The sequence below is a fragment of the Monashia sp. HAY1-2A genome (assembly GCF_056755315.1).
Map to the genome: position 1 here is coordinate 1 of NZ_JBNDHY010000248.1, position 3,535 is coordinate 3,535.

At 73.9% G+C, this 3,535-nt stretch carries 3 protein-coding genes; 2 read left to right on the plus strand and 1 reads right to left on the minus strand.

Features of this window, described 5'->3' with window-relative positions; all coding sequences use genetic code 11:
- Positions 1-248: 248 nt before the first annotated feature.
- Positions 249-1,934: a CHAP domain-containing protein gene (locus ACPYOM_RS21290; protein WP_481347484.1), complete on the plus strand. Its 1,686-nt coding sequence runs from the start codon at positions 249-251 to the stop codon at positions 1,932-1,934.
- Between the two features lie 31 nt (positions 1,935-1,965).
- Here the strand turns inward: ACPYOM_RS21290 and ACPYOM_RS21295 are convergent, their stop codons facing one another.
- A complete protein-coding gene (locus ACPYOM_RS21295) occupies positions 1,966-2,859 on the minus strand; it encodes a DUF3097 domain-containing protein (RefSeq protein WP_481341632.1) in 894 nt (297 codons plus the stop codon).
- 232 nt (positions 2,860-3,091) lie between these two features.
- Here ACPYOM_RS21295 and ACPYOM_RS21300 point away from each other — a divergent pair.
- Positions 3,092-3,535: HrcA family transcriptional regulator (locus ACPYOM_RS21300; protein WP_481347485.1), on the plus strand; the 444-nt coding region annotated here is incomplete at its 3' end.

A 3,535-nucleotide genomic window follows, 5' to 3' on the forward strand; every position in this document is an offset into this window, starting at 1 on the left:
CGCCAAGGCCGTGCTCGAGACCCCGACGACGCCCGACACGACCGCCGTCGTCCGCCCACCTTTCACGCCGTTCAAGCAGCGCGTCATCGACCGTGTCGTCGCGCGGGGGCGCCGCCACCGCCGGCCCTGACGTCGGCCGCCGTCTAGCACGCGACGGTCTGGAACGCGTGCATCCCGGCCCGCGTGTCGCGTGGGAATTCTGGGATTCGTGAGACGCGGTGAGCCCTGTGTCCTAGATTGCGTGGAGCATGACGGCGAGGACGGGAGACCCGGTGGCGGCGACGACACGACCCCTGCGCCCGTGGCGTCGACGCGTGGCCGTCCTCGTCGCGGCGCTCGCGACGACCCTGACGAGCGTCGGGCTTGCGGCCCCGGCCCGCTCGGCCGAGTGGATCGTCCTCTGCACGGGCTACGACCCCTGCGCGGCCGCCGGGTACCCGAACGCGGGCTACAAGGAGAACGCCGCGACGAGCTGGTGGCGCCAGTCCACCGGCCACAACTGCACCAACTACGTCGCCTACCGGCTCGTGCAGAACGGGTTGCCGAACACGAAGCCGCCGAGCCTGAGCGGTAACGCCTCGAACTGGGGCCCTTCGTTCCCCGCGCAGACGAACACGAGCCCGGCCGTCGGGTCGGTCGCGTGGTGGGACACGTCGTACTCCTCGACCGGCCACGTCGCCTACGTCGAGCAGGTCCTGTCGGCCTCGGACATCATCGTCTCCGAGGACAACTGGGGCGGGGACTTCCGCTGGCGCCGGGTGACGCTCACCGGCGGACGATGGCCCAAGGGCTTCATCCACCTCAAGGACCAGGGTCCCACGGTGGCCACCGACACCCGTGCCTGGCAGGTCTCCGCGCCGGCCAGGCTGCTCGACACCCGCACCGGGGTCGGCGCTCCCGTGGCCAAGGTGCAGGCGGGCAAGGCGGTCACGGTCCAGGTCACCGGCCGTGCGGGCGTCCCCGCGACCGGCGTCGACGCCGTCCTGCTCAACGTCAACACCACCGCCCCGGCCGCCGCCGGCTACCTCACGGCGCACGCCGACGGCACGACCCAGCCCGGCTCCCGGGCGGTCTCGTACGCCGCAGGAGGGGTGACGACCACCCTCGTGCTGAGCAAGGTCGGCACCGACGGCCGTGTCCGGCTCTACACGTCGGCGACCACGGACCTGTCGGCCGACCTCGTCGGGTGGTCGCCCACGGGCGGCTACGTCTCGGGAGGCGCCCCGACGCGGGTCCTCGACACCCGCACCGGCCTCGGCGCCCCCAAGGCCCGGCTGGCCGCCGGCGGCACGCTGACGCTGCCGCTCGCGGGCAAGGCCGGGATCCCGGCGACCGGGGCCGCCGCGGTGCTGCTCGACGTGTCCGCCGCGACCCCGACGACCGCCGGATGGCTCACCACGTGGCCCGCCGGCACGACGCGCCCTGCCGCGCCCCAGCTGCGGTACGAGGCCGCCGGCGCCGCCACGGGTCTCGTCGAGGCACGCCTCGGCACCAACGGTGCGGTGACGATCCACTCCACCGCCCAGACCGACGTCCTCGTCGACGTCGTGGGCTGGCTGCCGACCGGGGCCGACCAGGTGGCGCTCGGGCCGACGCGCATCCTGGACAGCCAGACCGGCCTCGGCTACCCCGTCGGACGGGTCGCGGCAGGGCAGGCACCCCTCGTACCCGTCGTCGGCAAGGCCGGCGTCCCCGCCTCCGGCGTCCGGGCGGCGCTCCTGACCGTCACCGTCGCGTCACCGACCGCGGCCGGGTACGTCACCGCCTATCCGAGCGGCTCGGCCGAGACGCCCTATGCGACGGTCAAGTTCGCGTCGGGTCGGACCGTGACCAACACCGTCCTCGTGCCGGTCGGACTCGACGGCTCGGTGCGGGTCAAGACCTCCGCGGCCGCCTACCTCAAGGTCGACGTCCAGGGTTACCTGCGCTGGTGACGCGGGGGTCCGGGAGCCGGCGCGGGCCGCGTCAGGCGCCGGGTTCCGTGACGAAGTCGATGAGCTCCTCCACGCTGGCGAGCAGCGCCGGCTCGAGGTCGGCGTAGCTGCGTACCGTGCCGAGGATGCGTTTCCAGGCGTTGGCGATGTCGGCCTGCGTCGAGTGGGCCCAGCCCAGCTCGGCACAGATGCCGTGCTTCCACGACGTGCCCCGCGGGATGACCGGCCACTGCTGCCAGCCGAGCCGTTCCGGCCGCACCGACTGCCACACGTCGACGTACGGGTGGCCGAGGACCTTGACGTGCCCGGACAGCCCCGGTAGCGACCGGGCCTGCTCGACGATGCGCGCCTCCTTGGTGCCGGGCACGAGGTGGTCGACGAGCACCCCGAGCCGTCGCCCGGGCCCGGGCCGGAACTCGGCGATGATCGCGGCGAGGTCGTCCACCCCGTCCATGAGCTCCACGACCACGCCCTCGACCCGCAGGTCGTCACCCCACACCTTCTCCACGAGCTCGGCGTCGTGGCGCCCCTCCACGTAGATCCGCGACCCGCTCGCGACCCGGGCGCGCGCGCCCTGCACGGCCACCGACCCGCTCGCGGTGCGCGCGGTGGCGCGGCGGGCGTCGGCGAGGGCGGCCGTCGCGGCGGCCGTCGGGGGCGTCAACGTGACCGGGCGTCCGTCGACGAGGAACCCCGGACCGAGCGGGAAGCCCTTGGTCCGGCCGCGCCGGTCCTCGAGGTGCACGACGTGCATGCCGCCCGCCTTCTCGACGCGGACGACGGCGCCCACCCAGCCGGTCTCCACCTCCTCGACGACGAGATCCGGTTCGGCGGGCATCGGCGTCGAGCGACCACCGCGGGGGGCACGCCAGTCGCCGCCGAGGACGTCGGAGCCGTATCGGTCGATCGGGGGGAGGGGGCACACGGCGTCCGAGGCTAGGCCCTCCGGCCGCCGGATGCCGCCCGGCGCGCCGCTCCGGGCGGCATACGGTGGGACGGAGGTTCGGCGGTTGGTCCGACTCGACGTAGAATTGGCACTCGTTCGCCGAGAGTGCCAAGGGTCCGAGGGCTCATCGCCGGGGCCGCGCTGACGAGGCGGACGCGACGGGACGAGACCGGACGAGACCGACGAGACCACCGAGACGCGAGGAGGTCGGATGAGCGAGGAGCGCAAGCTCATGGTGCTGCGCGCCATCGTCCAGGACTACGTCCAGACGTCCGAGCCCGTCGGCAGCAAGGCGCTCGTCGACCGGCACCACCTCGGCGTCAGCGCCGCCACCGTGCGCAACGACATGGCCCAGCTCGAGGAGGAGGGCCTGATCCACGCGCCGCACACATCGGCCGGGCGCGTGCCCACCGACGCCGGCTACCGCCTGTTCGTCGACCGGCTCAGCGCTATCAAGCCCCTCGGCGCGGGCGAGCGGCGCGCCATCACCCAGTTCCTCGAGGGCGCCGTGGACCTCGACGACGTCGTCGACCGCACCGTCCGCCTCCTCGCCGGCCTGACCCGCCAGGTCGCCGTCATGCAGTACCCGTCGCTGACGCGCTCGACGGTGCGCCACGTCGAGCTCGTGCCCGTCGGTGCGACGCACGTCATGGCC

What these genes read in the sequence shown, in the direction of transcription:
- ACPYOM_RS21290 (WP_481347484.1), top strand. Translation starts at nt 249, where the DNA reads ATGACGGCGAGGACGGGAGACCCGGTGGCGGCGACGACACGACCCCTG.